At 63.8% G+C, this 20498-nt stretch carries 18 protein-coding genes; 9 read left to right on the top strand and 9 right to left on the bottom strand.

Going from position 1 to position 20498, the window contains the following annotated elements:
* Positions 1–13: 13 nt before the first annotated feature.
* Complete coding sequence (locus tag F3J17_RS12870; protein WP_167058513.1) at positions 14–994, top strand: D-2-hydroxyacid dehydrogenase; 981 nt, start codon at positions 14–16, stop codon at positions 992–994.
* A 60-nt stretch (positions 995–1054) separates the two neighbouring features.
* Here F3J17_RS12870 and F3J17_RS12865 read toward each other — a convergent pair whose 3' ends face one another.
* Together F3J17_RS12865 and F3J17_RS12860 are read right to left on the bottom strand one after the other, a co-directional pair.
* Positions 1055–1300: a hypothetical protein gene (locus tag F3J17_RS12865; protein WP_167058510.1), complete on the bottom strand. Its 246-nt coding sequence runs from the start codon at positions 1298–1300 to the stop codon at positions 1055–1057.
* A gap of 133 nt (positions 1301–1433) precedes the next feature.
* Entirely contained in the window at positions 1434–3071 is a 1638-nt protein-coding gene (locus F3J17_RS12860) for a gamma-glutamyltransferase family protein (protein WP_167058507.1), read from the bottom strand.
* A 219-nt stretch (positions 3072–3290) separates the two neighbouring features.
* Between F3J17_RS12860 and F3J17_RS12855 the strand changes: the two genes are divergently transcribed.
* From F3J17_RS12855 to F3J17_RS12845, 3 genes are all read left to right on the top strand, one after another.
* Positions 3291–4808, top strand: coding sequence for a phospholipase D family protein (locus F3J17_RS12855; RefSeq protein ID WP_240160964.1), 1518 nt, complete (start codon positions 3291–3293; stop codon positions 4806–4808).
* Positions 4809–5044: 236 nt separating this feature from the next.
* Positions 5045–6430: a cytosine permease gene (locus F3J17_RS12850; protein WP_167058829.1), complete on the top strand. Its 1386-nt coding sequence runs from the start codon at positions 5045–5047 to the stop codon at positions 6428–6430.
* 117 nt (positions 6431–6547) lie between these two features.
* Entirely contained in the window at positions 6548–7567 is a 1020-nt protein-coding gene (locus tag F3J17_RS12845; RefSeq protein WP_167058501.1) for a porin, read from the top strand.
* A 65-nt stretch (positions 7568–7632) separates the two neighbouring features.
* On the opposite strand, the gene hutG is transcribed toward F3J17_RS12845, so the two are convergent.
* The 6 genes from hutG to hutC all read right to left on the bottom strand — a co-directional run bounded on the left by hutG (position 7633) and on the right by hutC (position 14380).
* A complete protein-coding gene (hutG, locus tag F3J17_RS12840) occupies positions 7633–8439 on the bottom strand; it encodes an N-formylglutamate deformylase (RefSeq protein ID WP_167058498.1) in 807 nt (268 codons plus the stop codon).
* A 19-nt stretch (positions 8440–8458) separates the two neighbouring features.
* A complete protein-coding gene (locus F3J17_RS12835) occupies positions 8459–9859 on the bottom strand; it encodes a formimidoylglutamate deiminase (RefSeq protein WP_167058495.1) in 1401 nt (466 codons plus the stop codon).
* 14 nt (positions 9860–9873) lie between these two features.
* Entirely contained in the window at positions 9874–11097 is a 1224-nt protein-coding gene (gene hutI, locus F3J17_RS12830; protein ID WP_167058492.1) for an imidazolonepropionase, read from the bottom strand.
* The gene (locus F3J17_RS12825) at positions 11094–11720 is read right to left on the bottom strand and encodes a HutD family protein (protein ID WP_167058489.1); all 627 of its coding nucleotides are present in this window, start codon (positions 11718–11720) and stop codon (positions 11094–11096) included. The genes hutI and F3J17_RS12825 overlap by 4 nt, the downstream gene beginning before the upstream one ends.
* On the bottom strand, positions 11717–13405 hold the full coding sequence (hutU, locus tag F3J17_RS12820; protein ID WP_167058487.1) for a urocanate hydratase: 1689 nt from the start codon (positions 13403–13405) through the stop codon (positions 11717–11719). Before hutU ends, F3J17_RS12825 begins: the two co-directional genes overlap by 4 nt.
* A 234-nt stretch (positions 13406–13639) precedes the next feature.
* Positions 13640–14380, bottom strand: coding sequence for a histidine utilization repressor (gene hutC, locus F3J17_RS12815; protein ID WP_167058484.1), 741 nt, complete (start codon positions 14378–14380; stop codon positions 13640–13642).
* A gap of 270 nt (positions 14381–14650) precedes the next feature.
* On the opposite strand from hutC, the gene F3J17_RS12810 reads away from it, so the two are divergent.
* The 5 genes from F3J17_RS12810 to F3J17_RS12790 all read left to right on the top strand — a co-directional run bounded on the left by F3J17_RS12810 (position 14651) and on the right by F3J17_RS12790 (position 18977).
* On the top strand, positions 14651–15355 hold the full coding sequence (locus tag F3J17_RS12810) for an alpha/beta hydrolase (RefSeq protein WP_167058481.1): 705 nt from the start codon (positions 14651–14653) through the stop codon (positions 15353–15355).
* Positions 15356–15900: 545 nt separating this feature from the next.
* Entirely contained in the window at positions 15901–17292 is a 1392-nt protein-coding gene (locus F3J17_RS12805) for a TIGR00366 family protein (RefSeq protein WP_167058479.1), read from the top strand.
* A 164-nt stretch (positions 17293–17456) separates the two neighbouring features.
* Complete coding sequence (locus F3J17_RS12800; RefSeq protein WP_167058476.1) at positions 17457–17990, top strand: ankyrin repeat domain-containing protein; 534 nt, start codon at positions 17457–17459, stop codon at positions 17988–17990.
* Positions 17991–18188: 198 nt separating this feature from the next.
* Positions 18189–18554: a hypothetical protein gene (locus F3J17_RS12795; protein WP_167058474.1), complete on the top strand. Its 366-nt coding sequence runs from the start codon at positions 18189–18191 to the stop codon at positions 18552–18554.
* Between the two features lie 186 nt (positions 18555–18740).
* A complete protein-coding gene (locus F3J17_RS12790) occupies positions 18741–18977 on the top strand; it encodes a hypothetical protein (protein ID WP_167058471.1) in 237 nt (78 codons plus the stop codon).
* Between the two features lie 79 nt (positions 18978–19056).
* On the opposite strand, the gene F3J17_RS12785 is transcribed toward F3J17_RS12790, so the two are convergent.
* Positions 19057–20496: an efflux transporter outer membrane subunit gene (locus F3J17_RS12785; protein ID WP_167058468.1), complete on the bottom strand. Its 1440-nt coding sequence runs from the start codon at positions 20494–20496 to the stop codon at positions 19057–19059.
* Positions 20497–20498: the final 2 nt, after the last annotated feature.

Raw genomic sequence — 20498 nt, 5'->3', positions numbered from 1 at the left:
CCGTACCCCGCCAATGACCGACCAGGCCGCGCCACACCGTGTTGTTTTTCTCGACCGCGCCACGCTTTCCCCGCAAACCCGCTTACGCGCCCTGCCGTTCGACCATCATCTGGAAACCTACGAACGCACCTTCCCCGGCGACGTCGCGCAACGTATCCGCGACGCCAGTATCGTCATCACCAACAAGGCGCCGATCACGGCCGATGCGCTCGCGCACGCGCCGGGATTGCGCATGATCGCGGTCGCCGCCACCGGCACGGATAACATCGATCTGCACGCCTGCGCCGCGCGCGGCATCGTGGTGAGCAATATTCAGGGCTACGCGCTCAACACGGTGCCAGAACATACGTTTGCGCTGATCTTCGCACTGAGGCGCAGCCTCGTGGCCTACCGCGAAGCGGTGCGCGCGGGGCGCTGGCTCGAATCGGGGCAGTTCTGCTTCTTCGATTTTCCGATCAGAAACCTCGCCGGTTCGACGCTCGGCATCATCGGCGCGGGCGCACTCGGGCAGGCCACGGCGGCCATCGGGCGCGCGCTCGGTCTGCGCGTGTTATTCGCCGCGCATGGGGACCGCGCGGGCACGAACGACGATCACGTACCGTTCGACACGCTGCTGGCGCAAAGCGACATTATTTCGCTGCACTGTCCGCTTACGCCCGCCACGCGTCATCTGATCGACGCGGCGGCGTTCGCGCGGATGTCGCGTCGACCGCTGCTGATCAACACCGCGCGCGGCGGCCTTGTCGATGAAGCCGCGCTTGTCGACGCTCTGCAATCGGGGCAGATTTCCGGTGCAGGCTTCGATGTTGTCTCGCAGGAACCGTTGCCCGCGCACCATCCGTTCCAGGCGATTCTCGGCCACCCTGGCTTTATTCTCACGCCGCACGTGGCGTGGGCCAGCGACGAAGCCATGCAGGTGCTCGCCGATCAGCTCATCGACAACATCGTGGCTTTCCATGCGGGAGAGTCGCGCAATATCGTGCGATTCAATTAATTGCGGGCGCAACAAAAAAGGCCCGACTGGGCCTTTCAGGTTTTACTTGATTCGACGCGCTCAGGCGGTCGCAGGATGCGCGGTGTGCCAATCGTCAATCGACTGACGCGCCTTGTGCTCCACCATGCTCACCACCATCAGCACGTCGATCTTGAGCTTGGGGAATTCAAGCTCTACAACCGGCAGCGCCACGTCGCGCACCTGGCTCTCAACGCCTTTGATATCTGCGCGGCACAGCCATTGCGTGTCCGTCGCGTCCGCTTTCGTATCGACATTGATCTGAAAGCCACGGTATTCGATTGCCATTTAACTCTCCGCCACCTGACAAAACGTAAGCATTATTCGCTGCTGCATTGCAACGACTTCGGCAAATATAGCACTGCTCTGCATGACGTTCAGTCTACCGGACCAGGAAAAATCGAATGCTGAAGTTTGCCCGTCAGAACCCCGCGGCCAGGCCATCGCGTCGTGTATCGCTGGCCGCCACGTAACCGCGTTCCGGATCGTCGCGATCGAGTTTCCAGATGAACTGGCCCGAGCCAAAGTCCATGTACGGATCATCGATACCCTTGATTTCATGGCCTCGCGCTTCAAGCGCCTGGGCCGTGTGCGGATCGAAAGTCGATTCGATATCGAGCGTGAAATCACGGTTGACCTTCCAGCGCGGCGCATCGCAGGCGGCCTGCGGCTGCTGGCCGTAATCGAGCATGCGCACCACAGTTTGCACATGCCCTTGCGGCTGCATATCGCCGCCCATCACGCCAAAGCTCATCACCGCTTCGTCGCGACCATTCACCTGCTGCGTCAGGAAAGCGGGAATGATCGTATGGAACGGGCGCTTGCCGCCTTCGACCACATTCGGCGATGCGGGATCCATCGAAAAGCCGCAGCCGCGATTCTGCATGGCGATGCCCGTGCCCGGCACGACCACGCCCGAGCCGAAACCCATGTAGTTCGACTGGATGAAGCTCACCATCATGCCGCGCTCGTCGGCGGCCGAGAGGTAAATCGTGCCACCGGAGCGCGGCATGCCGAAGTCGAATTGCGAAGCGCGCTTCGGGTCGATCAGCTTTGCGCGCGACTTCAGATAGGCGTCGTCGAGCATCTGCTCGGGCGTGATTTCCATCGATTTCCGATCGGAAACATAGCGATAGACATCGGCGAACGCGAGTTTCATCGCCTCGATCTGCAGATGCTGCGATTCGATGCCGTCGCACGGCAGCGATGCCAAATCGAATTGCTCCAGAATGCCAAGCGCGATGAGCGCGGCGATGCCCTGGCCGTTGGGCGGAATCTCGTGCACCCGGTAGCCGCGATAGTTCTTTGAAATCGGCTCGACCCACTCCGCGCGATAGTCGCGCAGATCGTCGAGCGTGAGTGCCGCGCCGCCTTCGCGCGCGAACGCCGCGATACGTTCCGCGATTTCGCCTTCGTAAAAGGCTCGCGGGCCGAGTTGTGCAAGCCGTCGCAGGGTGGCCGCATGGCCCGGCAGGCGCACGTGCTCGCTCACCTCAGGCGCGCGACCACGCGGCATGAAGGTTTCCGCAAAGCCGGGCTGATTGTGCAGCTCAGGCACCGCAGCCTGCCACTTGCGCGCGACGATGCTGGCCACGGCATAACCACGCTCGGCGATGTCGATGGCGGGGGCCATCAGATCCGCGAACGGCAGCGAGCCGAACTTCGCGTGCAGCGCTTCCCAACCGGCGATCACGCCGGGCACCGTCACCGAGTCCCAGCCGCGTTTGGGCTGTCTGGCCAAACCGTGTTCTTCGCCATGCTTGCGGCGGAAATAGTCGGGATTCCAGGCTGCCGGCGCAGTGCCCGACGCGTTCAGGCCGTGCAAACGCTCGCCATCCCAGACCAGCGCGAAAGCGTCGCCGCCCAGCCCGCACGAAACCGGCTCGACCACGGTGATGGCCGCTGCCGCCGCGATGGCGGCATCGACGGCATTACCGCCTTGCCAGAGCATGCGCAAGCCCGCCTGGGCCGCGAGTGGATGGGAGGTCGAGACGACGTTACGGGCGAACACCGGCAAACGCGGCGTGGGATAGGGGTTGTTCCAGTTGAATCGTGTCATGACGGTATCGGTTGGACTAGTCGAAGCACGGCGCGGTGAACGGCCCGCGCGAAAGAACTAGTGTATTTCATTGGGGACGAACGACGCGCACACGCTCGCGCAGGCGCCTTGGGCATTCGCGTAAGCTAACGCCAACCTTCGCGCGGACGCTCCATGCAAAGTACGCCCTTCCCTCCGGTTGCCAGGCACACCCGAACGCGGGCGCCGCTTTGCGCGCTGATGCTCACGCTCATGCTCGCGGCCTGCCAGCTTCCCTCACCGGGCGTTCGCACGACGTCGACCGCCCTCGGCGCGACCGAGGCACAAACCACGCCGCTCGGCAACGCCGCCGATGGCGCGCTCGCAGCGCATCCCGGCCTGAGCGGCATCGATCCACTCGCCAAACCGCTGGAGGCCTTCGCTGCGCGCGTCGATCTCGTGCGTACGGCACAACGCACGCTCGACGTGCAGTACTACATCTGGCGCAACGACCTCACCGGCACGCTGCTGCTCGAAGCGCTGCGCGAAGCCGCCGATCGCGGCGTGCGCGTACGGCTCCTGCTCGACGACAACGGCATTCCCTCTTCGCTCGACCCTACGCTCGCAGCACTCGATTCGCATCCGAACATCCAGGTGCGGCTGTTCAATCCCTTCGCCGTGCGCCAACCCAAATCAATCGGATTCCTTACCGATTTTTCCCGCCTTAATCGGCGCATGCACAACAAGTCGCTGACCGCCGATGGCATCGCAACGATCCTCGGCGGCCGCAATATCGGCGACGAGTATTTTGGCGCGACGGAAGGCGTTGTCTTTGCCGATCTCGATGTGCTGGCCATCGGCCCCGCCGCCAGCGACGTCGCGCACGATTTCGACCGTTACTGGTCCAGTGCGTCGGCATGGCCGGCCCATGAAATCCTGCCAGCACCCCAACCGTCGCAAATCGAAGCGCTCGATCGCGCTGCGCAGGCCGTGCAGACCAATCCCGCCGCGACGGCGTTCATTGCGGCGCTGCAGGAAAAGACCGATGTACGCCGCCTGCTGGACGGCACGCTGCCGCTCGAATGGGCTTCGACGCGTCTCGTCAGCGACGATCCTGCGAAAGCGCAAGGCAAGGCCGCGCCGGAATCGCTGGTGCTCAACCAGTTGCGCGACATCCTCGGCGAGCCGAAGCGCGAACTCGATCTGGTTTCGCCTTATTTCGTGCCTGGCGAGGTGGGCACGCAGTACTTCACGCAACTCGCCGCGAATGGCGTCACGGTACGCGTGCTGACGAACTCGCTGGAAGCAACCGATGTGCTGCCCGTGCATTCAGGCTATGCGCGCAGACGCAAAGCGCTGCTCAAAGGCGGCGTGGAACTGTTCGAGTTGCGCCGCGCCGCGGGTTCTAGCGCGAGCAAGGAACAGGCACCGGGCGTGTTCGGCAGTTCCGGTTCGAGCCTTCATGCGAAGACTTTCGCGGTGGATGGCCAGCGCGTATTTGTCGGCTCCCTCAATTTTGATCCGCGCTCCGCCAACCTGAATACGGAGCTGGGTCTCGTAATCGAAAGCCCCGTGCTCGCTGGACGCATCGAATCGGCGTTCTGGAACCAGGTTCCGCAACTCGCGTATCAGGCGAAGCTCGACTCGAACGGCTCGCTCTACTGGGTCCGCCAAACCGCGGACGGCACCACGCGCTACGACACAGAACCGAACTCGCGCTGGAGCACACGCCTCGCGGTCTGGTTCTTTTCGATTCTTCCCATCGAGTGGTTGCTGTAGCAGCAGGATTAAGCCCTCGTTCACATTCATTTTTTTCCGATGCGAAACCCGGCGCACAATGCGACTGCACGTCGTCGTGCGCACGGGTAATCCCCTATTTCGCATAAGTTGTCTATACAACATGATCCAAGGATCTCGGCGCTCGCCTGCACGGGCGCCATCACCCTTTCCACCTCCCGGAGCCGCACGTGGCCATTCCTGAATCCCTCGTCAAGCTTGAGCCGGAAGGCCGCAAGCTGCTGGAATCCCGCTCGATCGACTATATTCCCGATGCGGAACGCCACGGCAGCCTCTTCAGCCAGTTCACGCTCTGGCTCTCCGCCAATCTTCAGGTCACCGCGATCATCACGGGCGCGCTCGCCGTCGTGCTGGGCGGCGACGTGTTCTGGTCGCTCGTCGCGCTGTTGATTGGACAACTTATTGGCGGCGCGGTCATGGCGCTGCACGGCGCGCAAGGCCCACAGCTCGGCCTGCCGCAGATGATCTCCAGCCGGGTGCAATTCGGTGTCTATGGCGCGGCCATCCCTATCGCGCTGGTCTGCCTCATGTACGTGGGCTTTTCGGCGAGCGGCACCGTCCTCGCGGGCCAGGCCACGGCGCAATTGCTGTCGGTTTCCGATACGACCGGCATCTGCCTGTTTGCCGCGCTGATCGTCGTGCTGACGATTCTCGGCTATCGCTCGATCCACTTCGTGGGCCGCATCGCCAGCGTGATTGGCGTGCTGGCGTTCTGCTACATGTTTGCGCAACTGTTCGCCCATCACGACATCGGCGCGCTGCTTGCCAACCGCCACTTCACGATCGCGAGTTTCCTGCTTTCCATGTCGCTTTCGGCTTCGTGGCAGATCGCATTTGGCCCTTATGTGGCGGACTATTCGCGCTATCTGCCGCGCTCGACCTCGCCCGCAAAAACCTTCCTTGCGGTGGGGCTGGGCTCGGTGCTTGGCGCGCAGGCGTCGATGGTGTTCGGCGTGTTCGCCGCCGCGCTCGCCGGACATGAATTCGCCCATCACGAAGTGGCGTATATCGTCGGCCTCGGGGCAAGCGGCGCGGTCGCGGCGATGCTGTATTTCAGCATCGCTTTTGGCAAACTGACCGTCACCACGCTCAACGCTTACGGCAGCTTCATGTCGATGGCCACGGTCGTGAGCGCGTTCCGTGCGAAGCGCGCGATCTCCACGCGCCACCGTTTTATCTACATCATCGGTATGGTGGGTTTGTCGACGCTCGTGGCGCTGACTGGGCGTCATTCCTTCCTCAAGGAATTCACCGCATTCATCCTGTTCCTGCTGGCGTTTTTCACGCCGTGGAGCGCGATCAATCTGGTCGACTACTACTGCTTTACGCAGTCGCGCTATGACGTGCCCGCGCTTTCCGATCCTGATGGCCGTTATGGCCGCTGGAATGCAAAGGCCATCGGGATCTACGTGCTAGGCGTACTCGTACAGATGCCGTTTATTTCCACGAGCTTTTATACGGGCCCATTCGTAGATGCGCTGGGCGGCACCGATATCTCCTGGATTCTCGGCCTCATCGTCCCCGGCGTAATCTACTACGTCACCATGCGGCGCGCCCCGCAAACCATGCCGGATCGCCTGATTCTGCCGGTCGAGCGCGATTGACGCCCGGGCGCTTTCAAAGAGCGCCCTCTCCGGTTTTCCCCTCTTTGCAGTCCACCCGCGCGAGTCTAACGACCCGCGCGCTTATTCTTTTATTTTCAATAAATAGTTGTACTGATAATGAAAAAGACTGTATCCCTCGGCGCTACCGCTCTCGCACTTCTCACCCAGACTGCTCATGCTCAGGACGGCGTCACGTTCTACGGCCTCATCGACGAATTCGCACAGTACGTCAACACCGGCAACGGCTATACCGCGGCGCTGGGCTCCAGCGGTCAATGGGGCAGCCGCTTCGGCCTGAAGGGCAAGGAAGATCTGGGCGGCGGCCAGACGCTTTCGTTCGACCTCGAAAACGGCTTCAATCCAACCGACGGCACACTCGCCACGAGCGGCTCGCTGTTCGACCGCCAGGCGTGGGTGGGTCTCTCGGGTGACTGGGGACAGGTGCGCGCAGGCAGACAGAATTCGCCGCTGTTCAACGATCAGGGCGGCCAGGACGCCTTCGGCGGCGTCACCCAGGCCTCGGGCATGGACAACCTCACGGTATTCTCCTTTCGCACCAGCAACACCCTCTCTTACGTGACACCCGAATTCGCGGGCTTGCAGGCCGGTGTCTATCTGGGCTTTGGCAACGCGGGCGGTTTGCGCGCGGCAGGCTCCAGTCAGCAGTTCGACGTGACCTACGAAAACGGCCCCTTCAACGCATTCGTGGCCGGCCAATGGCTCAAGGACAGCGACGGCAGCGCGACCAATCGCACGATCATGGCCGGCGTTTCCTACGCAATCGGCCGGGCGACATTATTCGGCGGCTATTCGGACATGAAATGGCCCGATCTCGCGCTCAACGCTTATACATCGGGGCTTTCGGTCAAATACCAGTTCAACGCAACCAGCACGCTCGCGTTCGGCTACGCGATGCTGCGCGACCGAACCTCGCAGGGCAATAACGCGGACCAGTTGGGCCTGATGTACGAATACGATGTGTCCAAGACCACGAACCTGTACGGCGCGCTGTCCTTCCTGCGCAATCGTAACCAGGCGGCCTACACGCTCGCGGGCGCGGCTAACGCGGGCTTACCGCTTGCGTATCCCGGCGCCAATGCACGCGGCGTGCAGGTTGGCATCGTGCATCGCTTCTAAACAAGAAAGGCTCTGGACGACGAATCCAGAGCCTTTTATTTCGGATTACTGATAACGCGAAGATATCAGGCAGCGCTATTGAGCGCCTGAATCGCTTCCAGTGCACCAACCACCATCTTGCGCAGCACAGGCTCGACGCGCTCAGCCAGCGCCGGTGCATAGTCGAACGGCGCGTGTTCATTCATATAAGTCGACTGGCACATTTCAAGCTGGATGGCATGCACCCCGTCTTGCGGCGCGCCGAAGTGGCGCGTAATGTAACCGCCCTTGAAACGACCGTTGGCGACCCACGTATAGGTGCTATTGGCGGCGGCCTGTTCGGCGCGCACCTGCACCGTTGCGTGCGTCGTGCGCCCCTCCTGGGTGCCGATATTCAGGTCCGGCAGCTTGTCGTCGAACAGTCGCGGCAGCACGCTGGCGATCGAATGCGCTTCCCACAGCAATACATTCGCATGGCGGCTGCGCAGACGCTGCAATTCCGCGCGCAGCGTCTGGTGATACGGCTGCCAGTACGCTTCGACGCGACGCTGGCGCTCCGCCGCGTCGGGCTCGCAGCCTGGCCGATAAATCGGCTCGCCGCGAAACGTCTCTGTTGGGCATAGCGACGTAGTCGTCTGGCCCGGATAGAGACTTTCGTCGTTGGGCGGCCGGTTCAGGTCGATCACATAGCGCGAAACGCGCGCGCCCAGAATGGTCGCGCCCAGCGACTGCGCAAACGCGTAGAGGCGGTCGAGATGCCAGTCAGTATCGGCGACCGTCAGCGCGACGTCGGTGTACTGGCTGCGCAGCGCTTCGGGAATTGCCGTGCCCAGATGCGGAATCGAAATAACAAGCGGCGCATCGCCGCGCTCGAGAGTGTAGAGATCGGTCATGAGTCGGTCCGTTCGTTATTCAGGCATCGGCCAGCAGGCGCGCGAGCGCCGCGCGATAGTCCGCGTACAAACGCGCTTCGTCGCGATGGCGACGGTCTTCGACGACTTTCTCGCCGCCCGTGTAGACGTCGAGCACCGGCGTTTCGCCGTGTTCACAGAACACAACTGACGAGAGCCAGCTTTGTGGCGTCTTTTCCGCGAGATCAGGATGTTGCGGATCGAGCACGATCCAGTCGGCGCGTGCGCCTGCTTCCAGTGCGCCCACCTGCCTGCCCGTCGCGCGCGCGCCGCCCGCCAGCGCGGCGCCGAACAACCGGTCCGCGACGTTGGCCTGCTGCGGCGCGGCCAGCACGTTGCGTTCGCGGCGCACAAGACGCTGGCCATATTCGAGCAGGCGCAACTCCGCACGCCAATCCACGCCAATATGGCTGTCCGAGCCGACCCCAAACGCACCATTCGCCGCGAGATAGTCATGCGCCGGGAAGATACCGTCGCCCAGATTGGCTTCGGTGGTGAGGCACAGTCCCGCGACCGCACCGCTGCGCGCCAATGCCTGGGTTTCCTGATCATCGACGTGCGTGGCGTGGACGAGACACCAGCGCGTATCCACATCGAAGCGATCGAGCAGCCATTGCACCGGCCGCGCGCCTTCTGTCTCGACGCAGGCATCGACTTCGGCGGTTTGTTCGGCGATATGGATATGCACGGGCGCGCCAGGCGACATCGCGTCGAGCCCGCCCAGCAGTTCCCGCAACGACGCTTGCGACACCGCCCGCAGCGAATGCGGCGCAACGCCGTAGCGCAATGCGCCATGCTCGGGCCGCGCGCCACGCAGGCCTTCCACGATGCCCAGCAATTGCTCGGGCGTATTGATGAAGCGGCGCTGGTCGTCGCGCGGCGCACGCGCGCCAAAGCCGCTGTACTGATACAGCACCGGCAGCATCGTCATGCCGACGCCGGTCTCGCTCGCGGCATCGACAACGCGTTGCGCCAGCTCAGCCGGATCGGCGTAACGCTGCCCATCATGCGCGTGATGCACGTAATGGAATTCGCAGACCGAGGTGTAGCCCGCTTTCAGCATTTCCACATAGAGCCAGCGTGCGACCGCGCCCAGATCGTCGGGCGTGATGCGCGCGGCGAAGCGATACATCAGGTCGCGCCAGCTCCAGAAGCTATCGGTGGGATTCGCGCGGTATTCCGTCAGGCCCGCCATCGCACGCTGGAAGGCATGCGAATGAAGATTCGGCATCCCAGGCAAAACCGGACCCGCCGCGTGCGGGACACCCGCAGGCGCGGCGTCCATATCGGCCTGCACGCGCAGCAGCGTGCCCGCGCTATCCCATTCGAGCAGCACGTTGCGCCGCCAGCCTTGCGGCAACCAGGCCTGGGCTGCGAACAGCGCGCGGGTAGAAGCATTCATGTTCGTGACGTGATTCATGCGGTCAAGGGACGATTGAAGACGGTCTTGCCGCCGCGCACGACGCGCGTGCAAAGCGGCCGCCCAATCCAGTAAGCGAGTTCGGCGAGCGACTGCACCTCCCATACCGCGAAATCGGCGGGACGGCCCACGGCCAGCGTGCCGTGATGCTGCGCATCGCCGAAAGCACGTGCCGCGTGCTGCGTGACGCCTTGCAGCACTTCGGGCACCGTCATGCGGAACAGCGTGCATGCCATGTTCATCATGAGCAGCAGCGACGTGGCGGGCGACGTGCCCGGATTGCTGTCCGTCGAAATTGCAATCGGCACTTCGTAGCGGCGCAGCAGATCGAGCGGCGGCAGCTGTGTTTCGCGGATGAAGTAGTACGCGCCCGGCAGCAGCACGGCGACGCTGCCCGCGTCCTTCATCGCAGCCACGCCGGCTTCGTCGAGAAATTCAAGGTGATCGGATGAGAGCGCCTTGTATCGCGCCGCCAGCGCCGCGCCGCCGCTATTCGAGAGTTGCTCCGCGTGCATCTTGACCGGCAGATTGCGGCGCGCGGCGGCTTCGAATACCCGCTCGCTCTGTGCGAGCGAAAAGCCGATGCGCTCGCAGAACACGTCAACCGCATCCACGAGTCCTTCATCGGCCAGCGCGGGCAGCATGCGTTCGCAGACTTCATCGATATAGGCATCGGCGCGTCCTGCGTATTCGGGCGGCAAGGCATGCGCGCCGAGGAACGTCGTGCGCACCGTGACCGCGTAGCGCTCGCCCAGCTGGCGCGCGACGCGCAGCATCTTGCGCTCCGCATCGAGTTCGAGGCCGTAGCCCGATTTGATTTCCACCGCCGTCACGCCTTCGGCGAGCAGCGGTTCGAGACGCGCCGCCGATTGCGCGAACAGCGACGCTTCGCTCGCGGCGCGCGTGGCGCGTACCGTCGAGACGATGCCGCCGCCATTGCGCGCGATCTCTTCATAGCTCACGCCGGCCAGACGTTGCGCGAATTCATCCGCGCGCTGGCCGCCGTAGACGAGATGCGTATGGCAATCGACGAGGCCGGGCGTCACCCACGCGCCCTGCAGGTCTTCGCGCGGCCATTGCGCGAATTGCGGCGGTAGCGCCGAAGCCGCGCCCATCCACGCAATCGCGCCGTTTTCCACGGCAATTGCTGCGTTTTCGATAGTGTCGCGCGGTTCGCCCTGCGCGCATAGATTCAGGTGATGCCAGACAGTCTGATTCATGGCTTGATGGACTCCAGTGCGATGGCGAACAATGCGCCCTCGCCTTCTGCATCGATCCGCACGCTGCGCGCCGTATTTTTCGTGTCGATGCGCAAGGTGTCGCCGACCGCCAGCGCGACGCGGTCGCCGCCATTCACGCTCACATTCGCCACGCCAAGCGCGCAGTAAAGCAGTACGGTTTCGGCTTCCACATCGCGCAGCCCAGCTTCACGCCAAACATCGAACGTTGCGCGCGCAACGTCACGGCGCACCATCAGATTGAAGTCGCGTGTGGGACCGTCGATCAGGCGTGCGGAGATCGGCGCTTCGCCGTCGAAACGCGCGACGTCCAGCACCTTCTCCAGTGAATGCGTGCGTGCGTGAGCGCCGGTTTCATCGAGCACCATGCCCGCACCTTCGAGCAGCACGAGCGTACGCGCAACGCCTTCGAAACGCGAAAACGGCCCGGCCTGAGCGACATCGGCGACGCTCACGCGCCACGCGAACGCTTCCAGCGGACCGCTTATGGCGATCTCCCGCGTGACGCCGCCGCCGTTTTTCCACGGCGACGCCACCAGGTCAGCGCCGCGCAGCAGCGTGAGCGGCGCGGCGTCTTCCACTTGCTGGGCGGGCGTGCGGCTCATCGGCCCAGCATCGGCAGATTGAGGCCCGCTTCACGCGCGGTCTGCTGCGCGAGTTCGTAGCCGGCATCGGCGTGGCGCATGACGCCGGTGGCCGGATCGTTGTGCAGCACGCGGCCCAGACGCTCATGCGCAGCCTGCGTGCCATCAGCGACGATCACAACGCCCGAGTGCTGCGAGAAGCCCATGCCCACACCGCCGCCGTGATGCAGCGAGACCCACGATGCACCGCCCGCCGTGTTGAGCAGCGCGTTGAGCAGCGGCCAGTCGCTCACGGCGTCCGAGCCGTCCTTCATCGATTCGGTTTCGCGGTTCGGGCTGGCGACCGAACCCGTGTCGAGGTGATCGCGGCCAATCACGATCGGTGCCTTCAGTTCGCCGTTCTTGACCATTTCGTTGAACGCCTGGCCCAGACGATAGCGATCCTTCACGCCCACCCAGCAGATACGCGCCGGCAGGCCCTGGAACGCGATGCGTTCGCGCGCCATGTCGAGCCAGTTGTGCAGGTGCGGATCGTCCGGAATCAGCTCCTTGACCTTCGCATCGGTCTTGTAGATATCTTCGGGATCGCCCGAGAGCGCGACCCAGCGGAACGGACCCTTGCCTTCGCAGAACAGCGGACGGATATACGCGGGCACGAAGCCCGGGAAATCGAAGGCGTTTTCCACGCCCATTTCCAGGGCCATCTGGCGGATATTGTTGCCGTAGTCGAGCGTAGCCGCGCCGCGTTCCTGCAGCGTGAGCATCGCCCTCACCTGGTTCGCCATCGACTGCTTGGCGACCTTGACGATGGTTTCGGGCGCAACCTTCTGCGCTTCGCGCCATTGCTCGACGCTCCAGCCTTGCGGCAGATAACCGTTGATCGGATCGTGCGCGCTGGTCTGATCCGTCACGCAGTCCGGCGTGATGCCGCGTGCGACGCATTCCGCGAACACGTCGGCCGCATTGCCCAGCAGGCCCACGGAAACCGGCTTACCGGTCTGCTTCGCTTCTTCGACGATGGCGAGCGCCTCGTCGATGGTCTTCGCCTTGCGGTCCACGTAGCGCGTCTTCAGACGGAAGTCGATGCGCGTCTCGTCGCATTCGACCGCGATCATCGAGAAGCCCGCCATCGTCGCAGCCAGCGGCTGTGCGCCGCCCATGCCGCCAAGGCCGCCCGTGAGAATCCAGCGGCCCTTCGGATCGCCGTTGAAATGCTGGTTCGCCACCGAGAAGAACGTTTCGTAGGTACCCTGAACGATGCCCTGCGAGCCGATGTAGATCCAGCTGCCCGCCGTCATCTGGCCGTACATCATGAGGCCCTTGCGGTCGAGTTCGTGGAAGTGTTCCCACGTGGCCCAGTGCGGCACGAGATTCGAATTCGCCAGCAGCACGCGCGGCGCGTCCGCATGCGTGCGGAACACGCCCACCGGCTTGCCCGACTGGATCAGCAGCGTCTCGTCCTCGTTCAGATCCTTGAGCGACGCGAGGATCTGGTCGAAGCATTCCCAGTTGCGCGCGGCGCGGCCGATGCCGCCATAGACGACCAGTGCGTGCGGATGCTCAGCCACTTCCGGGTCCAGATTATTCTGGATCATGCGGTATGCGGCTTCGGCCAGCCAGGTCTTGCAGACCTTCTCGCTGCCGCGCGGCGCGCGGATCGTGCGGGACGGGTCGAGGCGGGGATCGGTGAAGTTGGGATGGTTCATGGCGTTCGTTCGTCTCGGGATGGAAGTTCTGGCGCGACCGGGCTGCCTGGGATCGCGGTGAAGTGAGAGCTAGTCTATCGCCGTTAAGTTGTATATACAACTCGTTTCAATAAAACGAACGTAGGTAGTTACCCTGGCGATTTTGCGGGGTAATTTCAGCAAAAAGAGGGGGATCGAGCGCCAGAGGCGGCGCTCATTGACTAGACAAGAAGACGAACGCGCAGAGGGGGGAAATCAGACCGTGCCGGCCAGATGGAAGCGCGAAGCGGGATGCCAGAGGCGCACGGACGTCGCCACATGCCGCCCGACCCAGGTGCGCCGCAACAGCAACAGACACGGCTCGCCAATCTCCATCTCCAGATACTGGCGCACCCGCGCATCGGGTTTTTGCGCGTAGATGCGGAACTCCGCGCGCTGGATCGGTGCGAGACGCACCATGTAGTGATTGGGCGTTTCGACCGTGAAGTCCTGTTCCAGATAATCGGGAAACACGTCAGGGTTCACGTAGCGATCTTCGTACTGGATCGGCTCGCCCTCCTCGCTGTGCACGATGCGCGAATGGAACACCGGGCCGGCGTCGAGTTCGAGCGCGGCGATGGCGCTTTCATCGTCGCTGGCTTCGAGCGCCAGCACGCGCGCCGCGTGGCGGTGGCCGCGCGCGGCGATTTCATCGGCGATATTGCGGATCTGCAGGACGGTCGATTCGTACTGACGCGGCGCGACGTACGTGCCCGACCCGCGCACGCGGTTGAGCACGCCATCGGCCATCAATTCACGCAGCGCGCGCGATACGGTCATGCGCGCCACGCCGAATTCCTTGACCATCTCCGTTTCGGAAGGCACGACATCGCCGGCCTTGAGCGCGCCGCTCTCGATTTGCGCCAGAACGTGGCGCTTGATCTGTTCGTAGGCGGGTAACGACGTGGTGGACGTGGTGGACGTACCTGTCGTGCCTTTGGCCGGCTTTTTTTGCATGGTCTTCGATCGGGAAATAAGCGGCGTCGCATTGAGGCTGCGACGAAGCGGCCTGCTGGCCGCGGCACATTGTACCGTCCCCTACGCGGCGGCCCGCGCGGCAAGGCCGTGGAGATAGCGCGCAGGCAGCATGCTAAGATCGTTCGCTACGCTTTTCGCGATCCGTAACACAAGCCGTTTCACCGACTCTCCCACAACCCCGCGCAGGTTCCGCGCAGCTGCCGACACTGCGCTGCGCCCCGCGAATCTGCGCGCTCCCGGCGAACCATCTTGCACGCACCGACCCAACTCCTCTTCCTGCCCGGCGCTTCGGGCGACCCGGCGTTCTGGCAACCGCTCGCGGACCAGCTCACGCATCCGGCCACGCGCCGCTTCGCTGCGTATCCCGGCTTCGGCGACGTGCCCGCCGATCCCGACGTCGAGCATTTCGAAGACCTCGTGCGCAAGATCGTGCAGCAGATCGACCAGCCAACCGCACTGATCGCACAGTCGATGGGTGGCGTGATCGCGCTGCGCGCGGCGCTCGCCAAGACGGCGCTCGTCACGCACATCGTGCTGGCCGTGACCTCGGGCGGACTCGACACCGAGGCACTCGGCGCACAGGACTGGCGCGCGGATTTCGCCGCGAAGAACCCGCACTTGCCGGACTGGTTCCTGACGCTGCGCGAAGACCTCACGGGCGAACTCGCCTATATCCAGCAGCCGGTGATGCTGCTGTGGGGCGACGAAGATCCGATCAGCCCGCTAGCAGTGGGCGAGCGCCTGCTCGAACTCCTGCCGAATTCGGAACTCGACGTGGTGAACGGCGGCGGCCACGACCTGGCGAATGTGCATGCGCGCGTGCTCGCGCCGCTCGTCGACGAATTCCTGCTGGGCAGTAACGCCTACGAGGATGACGACGAATACGACGAAGAGGATGAAGACGGCGAAGAAGACGAAGCGGACGACGACAAGAACGACAACCGCAACGCCTGATTCCACGTTTCTCCCTGCCTTCACGGTCCCGCGCGCCAGGTTGCGGGACCGCTGCCTTGATGTCCCCGGCGCGCTCGCCGCCCCGCATTCCTTTCAATTAGCATTCAATTCACCACGAATTCACGGCGATCTGACGTGAATTCGCCGCATGCGCACGCGTGCACCCCTCGCCGGCTTGACATTCACACCGCATAAGGCGACTATTGGCCGGTTCGATAAACGAAACGATGTTCATATATCGAACTTTAAAACAACAAGAACGGGCCTGGCCGTCTCGCGCAGTGTTTTCAGCTTGCCGCGTGAGGCGCATACAAACCCGCTGTGCCGGGGCATAACGCCTCGTGCAATGGAGGAGCGCCGCACGGCATCCCGACCACCACGCTCGAAGACCGACTGCCAGCCCGCTCAACCAGCCATCTGCCAGTTCGGCCGCACGGCCGCATGGGGACGGGCCCACCGCACACGCACGCCGATCCTGACCGCACCGGCCAGCAAACAGCCACGGACGGCAGCAAGCCGCCACACGCTGCGTGAGCAATAACAGCATGAAAAGAGACAACACTCCCCGCGCGCAAGCGCAATCCGCCAAGGGGCGCGGCGTGGTCGCCGCCCTCGTCTACGTGTTCGAACGGGTCATGCCCGATCCCTTCGTCCTGTCGATCTGCCTCACCGCTTTCGTCGCCGTGCTCGCGCTCGTGATCGCGCCGCACGGCAATGTGCCGACGCTGCTGGACGCGTGGTACACCGGCACCTTCGGCATCCTCGGCTTTGCGTTGCAGATGATCCTGATTCTCGCGACCGGCTATGCCATCGCCGAAGCGCCGATCGTGCAACGCGGTCTGCGCGCCCTCGCCGCCCATGCGCAGACGCCGACGCGCGCCGCGCTGCTGGTGTTTCCGGTCGTCGCCATTGCGGCGTGGCTCAACTGGGGGCTCGGTCTGATCGTCGGCGCGCTGCTCTCGCGTGAAATTGCGCGGCGCGTGAAGGTGGATTTCGCGTGGCTGGTCGCGGGCAGCTATTCGGCGTGGTCGATCTGCAATAGCGGTCTGTCCAGCTCGATCGCGCTGTCGCAGGCATCGCACGGCAATGCGCTGAATCTGGTCGAAAAGGCCACCGGTCAGGTCGTGCCGCTGGCGCAGACGGTGTTCGCGCCGTTCGTGTTCGTGCCGACGGTGCTGGTGGTGGTCGTGATGACCTTCATCTTCATCCGCATGCATCCGAAGGCCGAAGACGTGGTGGCCTTCAACCAGGCTGCCGAAAGCGAAGACAACGCCCCCAGCGACGACCCGCACGCGCGCGTGAGCGACACGCCGTCGTTCGCCACGCGGCTCGAACAGTCGATGATCGGCACGCTGTTGCTGATCGTGCTGGGCGCGGGCTATCTGGCGATGGAATGGAGCGAAAAAGGCTTCGATCTCGACATCAACACCACGATCCTGATCTTCCTGCTGATCGGCCTCGCCCTGCAGCGCACGCCCATCGCCTACGCCAACGCGATCCGCCGCGCCGCGCGCCAGACCGGCTCGATGCTGCTGCAGTATCCCGTCTACGGCGGCATCATGGGCATCATGAAGGGCACGGGTCTCGCATCGATGATCGCCAAGGCGTTCGTGACGATCGCCACGCCCGTCACGCTGCCGATCTGGAGCTATCTGAGCTCGCTGATCATCACGCTGCTGGTGCCGAGCGCCGGCGGCCACTGGGCCGTGCAAGGGCCGTTCGTACTGCCCGCCGCGCTGAGCCTTCACGCCTCGGTGCCGCGCACCGCCATGGGCGTGGCGATGGCCGAGAACGTCTCGAACATGCTGCAGCCGTTCTGGGCCGTGCCGATCGTCGCCATCGCGGGCATCCGCATCCAGCGCGTGATGGGCTATACCGCCGTGACTTTTGCGGTGTCGCTGGTGATTTATGCGGTGGCGCTCTGGCTCGTACCTTGATCGTGATCTGCTAACTGGACAGCCCGTCCGGTTGGTCGAAGCGGCGCTGCGTGCCTGGCCACGCAGCGCCGTTTTTCATTGCGCTGGCGCCAGCGCGCAGCAACCGCACAATTGGGCCACAATGGACCCACGCCTTAACGCGCGCCAAGCAAAAGGAGCCTGCCGTGACCGCACACCTGCCGCCCAGCGACGATCTCGACCCGCGCCTCATCGATTTCGCGCGAGAAGTGTTCGATACCGCACGTCGCGGCGAAGCGGCCACGCTGGCCTCGCTGATCGACCAGGGCCTGCCGCCCAATCTGCGCAATGAAAAAGGCGATAGCCTCGTCATGCTGGCGAGCTACCACGGTCACGCCAATGCGGTGCGCGCGCTGGTCCAGCGCGGCGCGGACCCCGACCTGCGCAACGACAACGGCCAGACGCCGCTCGCGGGCGCGGCCTTCAAGGGTTATGCGGAAGTGATCAGCGCGCTGCTCGACAATGGCGCCGATGTGGAAGGCGCGTCGCCCGACGGCCGCACGGCGTTGATGATCGCGGCCATGTTCAATCGCGTCGATATCGTCGATCAACTGCTTTCGCGCGGCGCAAATCCGCGCGCGCAGGACGGTTCGGGCAACACGGCGTTCGACGTCGCCAACGGCATGGGTGCGACCGACGCCGCCGCCCGACTTGCGCACGTAAGCGGCAGGACGGTTTAAATCCCGCTCTCGCCCACCTCCCTGGTGTCAGTCCTGGTTTGCATACGAGCCGAAGCCAGGCGACGCTATCCCTGTAGCCCGCGATGCGGCACATGACTTGCTCTGACAGCTTGTGTAACCCGTGATATTGTTGGGTTACCGGAGTCGTAGCGCACACGTGCCCGTCAATCGAACTCTGTCACCTTCGCGAGCGTCGCCATGAGTGATGTACGCCACCACCTGAGTCCACGCGACCGCGTGGAATTGCTCTGCTGGCTCACCTGCGGGAGCCTCGGAGCGTACTATCTCAACGAATCCTGGCCCAACGCGGCCTTCCACGTGCAGGCGGCGCACAAGTGGCTCGACCGCCATGCGCGGGAAGCTGACTGGCTAGCCATCGCGCGGCTCACCGCCGTCGCCCAGGAAATCGCCAAGCAGCACGCCTGGTTTGTCGACGCCACATGGGCGCGCGACGCCGTCGAGGAAATTCTCGACACGGACGACCTCAACTATCAGGCCAAGCTGGTGCTACAGGTGCTCAAGGATTGCGAACTGGCGCTCGCCGATCGGCGCGCTGCCGATTGAATCTGCTGAAACCGCATGACGTCGCGCCGGGTTCGACCACGCCGGGTTCTTCCACTTAGCCCTGCCTGAAAAGCCTGAAAGCGCCGCACGTTTCTCCACCAAACGATGGAGGCGGCGGCGCTATCGTCGGACCATACTCAGGAACGCAGCGCCGGCCCCCGCCAGCGCACAGGCGGGAGCGTTCCCATGGCCTCGAAGATCCCTTCCCCGTTCGTTTCCACGCTCGCCACGGTCGCGCTCTGTGCGTGCGCGACATCGATCAGCAGCGCGGCGTGGGCGCAAGGCAACGCTGTCGCGCCCGGCGTGAGCGCCAGCAAGCAGGTACAGAAAATCTCACGCAACGATCACAAGCCGCAGCAGATCGGCAAGGTCGCGCGGCCCGCGCCGCAATCGCTGCGCTATCTGGTTTCCGACGCGCCCTGATCGCGCATCCCTTTGCGATGTGAAAACGCCTCGCGGCCGTGGTTTGCGGCAACGCGAGGCGTGAACGGTGGAATTGCCGCTATGACTGCGGCGCGGCTTTGGTATCGGCGCTCGTGGCCGTCTTTGGCGTCCAGCCGTAACCGAGCGCTTTGTAGAGATTGACGATCTGCGCCAGTTGCTGATCCTGCAATTGCGACTGCTGGATCTGCGCGGCGAACAGGCTGCGTTCGGCATCCAGCACTTCGAGGTAGCTCGTGTAGCCGCCCTCATACAGATCGCGCGAGAGCGACGAATACTGCGTGAGCGCCGCCACCTGCCGGGTGGTGGCATCGAGTTGATCGCGCGTGCGCGCAACGCCGACGAGCGCATTCTCGACGTCGGCGAAGGCCTGCTGGATGGTCTGCTGGTAGCTCAGCAGCGCTTCCTGATGCTGCGCCTCGGCTTCATGCACGGAACCGGCAATCGCACCACCCTCGAAAATCGGCTGCGTGATCGAGCCAGCGAACGACCAGACGCGTGCGGGACCGGTCCAGAGTCCCGAGAGCGCCGTGCTGGCCGCGCCGAATAGCCCGGTAATCGAGATATCCGGGAAATACTGCGCGCGTGCCGCGCCAATCGACGCATTCGCCGCAACCAGCGTCTGTTCTGCCTCAAGAATATCGGGGCGGCGTTCCAGCAGTGTCGACGGCAAGCCAGCCGGAATGGCAGGCGCAGTGAGTTCCGTAATCGTCTTGCCGCGCGGAATTGGCCCAGGATTCTGGCCGAGCAGCAGCGAAATGGCATCTTCCTGCTGGGCGATCTGTTGCTGGATCGAAAACACCGACGCCTGCGCCGATTCGTACTCGGATTTCGCCTGGCTCAATTGCAGCTGCGACACCACCCCGCCCGCAAAGCGCTCCTCGAACAGATTCACCGAATCTTCGCGACTTTTGAGCGTCTCGCCCGCAATCGTCAGTTGATTATCGAGATCGCGCAGTTGCAGATAGCTGGTCGCCACATTGGCGATGATCGCGATACGCGTGGCCTGTTGCGCCGACTGCGTGCCGAGATAGTTCGCGCGCGCAGCCTCCGTTAAACGGCGCAACCGCCCGAACAGATCGAGTTCCCACGACGCCACGCCCTGAAGCTGAACCTGGTTGCCCACCAGCGGCGGATAACCGGGCGCGGGCACGCCGCGGCTGCGCGAGCCGCCGAAATTCGCGCTCACTTGCGGGAACAGGCCCGCACGCGTGACGACATACTTGCCGTAATACTCTTCGACGCGCGCCGCCGCGATGCCCAGATCCTTGTTCTGGGCAAGCGCTTTCTCGATCAGGTCGTTCAGCACAGGATCGTTGAACTGCTTCCACCAGTCGATCGACGGATCGACCACCTCGCCGCTGGCCGAAGCATAGCGGTAAGTCGAAGGCGTTTCGACCGTAGGCCGGTGATAGTCCGGGCCGACCGCGCAAGCCGCGAGGCACAGCACGCTCGCAGCGATCGCGGAGTGAGGCAAGAACCGCTTGAGTGTCGGATTCATAT

Source organism: Burkholderia sp. Ax-1719, assembly GCF_011753055.1.
Taxonomy (GTDB): domain Bacteria; phylum Pseudomonadota; class Gammaproteobacteria; order Burkholderiales; family Burkholderiaceae; genus Paraburkholderia.
Note: the sequence above shows the minus strand (reverse complement) of the source record. Positions and strands in the feature narration are given on the sequence as shown.

Excerpts from the sequence above, each read along its gene's own strand:
- F3J17_RS12785 (WP_167058468.1), bottom strand. The coding sequence starts at position 20,496 with ATGAATCCGACACTCAAGCGGTTCTTGCCTCACTCCGCGATCGCTGCG.
- F3J17_RS12870 (WP_167058513.1), top strand. The coding sequence starts at position 14 with ATGACCGACCAGGCCGCGCCACACCGTGTTGTTTTTCTCGACCGCGCC.
- hutI (WP_167058492.1), bottom strand. The coding sequence starts at position 11,097 with ATGAATCAGACTGTCTGGCATCACCTGAATCTATGCGCGCAGGGCGAA.
- hutC (WP_167058484.1), bottom strand. The coding sequence starts at position 14,380 with ATGCAAAAAAAGCCGGCCAAAGGCACGACAGGTACGTCCACCACGTCC.
- F3J17_RS12825 (WP_167058489.1), bottom strand. The coding sequence starts at position 11,720 with ATGAGCCGCACGCCCGCCCAGCAAGTGGAAGACGCCGCGCCGCTCACG.
- F3J17_RS12805 (WP_167058479.1), top strand. The coding sequence starts at position 15,901 with ATGAAAAGAGACAACACTCCCCGCGCGCAAGCGCAATCCGCCAAGGGG.
- F3J17_RS12790 (WP_167058471.1), top strand. The coding sequence starts at position 18,741 with ATGGCCTCGAAGATCCCTTCCCCGTTCGTTTCCACGCTCGCCACGGTC.
- F3J17_RS12795 (WP_167058474.1), top strand. The coding sequence starts at position 18,189 with ATGAGTGATGTACGCCACCACCTGAGTCCACGCGACCGCGTGGAATTG.
- F3J17_RS12865 (WP_167058510.1), bottom strand. The coding sequence starts at position 1,300 with ATGGCAATCGAATACCGTGGCTTTCAGATCAATGTCGATACGAAAGCG.
- F3J17_RS12845 (WP_167058501.1), top strand. The coding sequence starts at position 6,548 with ATGAAAAAGACTGTATCCCTCGGCGCTACCGCTCTCGCACTTCTCACC.
- hutG (WP_167058498.1), bottom strand. The coding sequence starts at position 8,439 with ATGACCGATCTCTACACTCTCGAGCGCGGCGATGCGCCGCTTGTTATT.
- F3J17_RS12835 (WP_167058495.1), bottom strand. The coding sequence starts at position 9,859 with ATGAATGCTTCTACCCGCGCGCTGTTCGCAGCCCAGGCCTGGTTGCCG.
- hutU (WP_167058487.1), bottom strand. The coding sequence starts at position 13,405 with ATGAACCATCCCAACTTCACCGATCCCCGCCTCGACCCGTCCCGCACG.
- F3J17_RS12860 (WP_167058507.1), bottom strand. The coding sequence starts at position 3,071 with ATGACACGATTCAACTGGAACAACCCCTATCCCACGCCGCGTTTGCCG.
- F3J17_RS12855 (WP_240160964.1), top strand. The coding sequence starts at position 3,291 with ATGCTCACGCTCATGCTCGCGGCCTGCCAGCTTCCCTCACCGGGCGTT.